The 587-nt window shown below is 70.7% G+C and carries 1 protein-coding gene; it reads right to left on the bottom strand.

The features are described 5' to 3' along the window. Positions 1-587, bottom strand: a 587-nt coding sequence (locus KUM32_RS43065; protein WP_217146983.1) for an MFS transporter, incomplete at both ends; no start/stop codon positions are given.

Raw genomic sequence — 587 nt, 5'->3', positions numbered from 1 at the left:
ATCCACAGCGGCAGGGCCACGGCGATCAGCGGTACGTACAGCAGCAGCACCGTGTTCAGGACGCTGATCACCACGTACGGGGCGTTCCGGAAGACCGACTTGCTGGCCGGCCTGCCGTCCGGGGAGGGCGGCGCCTTCGGGACCGGGGCCACGGCCGGCAGTCGGCGCAGGATGTAGGCGGCGACCAGGAAGGCGATGCCGTTCAGCGCGAACGCGGCGTAGTACGCGCCCTGTCGGTCGAAGAGCAGCACGAGGCCGCCGAGGCCGGCGCCGATCGTCATGCCCGCGTTGTAGCTGGACTGGACGAACGCCCGCACCCGGGTCACCTGGTCCTTGGGCACCAGGCCGGCGAGCAGCGCCTGTTCGGCGGCCGAGCCGCCGCGCTGGCTCACCGCGTACGCGCACGAGGCGATGATGAACGGCACGAAGGAGGTGATGAAGATGAAGGAGGCCACCGACAGGGCCGCGCAGACGAAGAGGGTGACCGATGTTCCCCGCGGGCCCACCCGGTCGGCCAGGTGGCCCAGCGGGACGCTCAGTACGAGGGCGGCCGACCAGCCGATGGTCAGGCCCAGGCTCATCTGGAA

The sequence above is a fragment of the Streptomyces sp. AC627_RSS907 genome (assembly GCF_019049165.1).
This window is presented reverse-complemented; position numbering and strand designations above follow the sequence as displayed.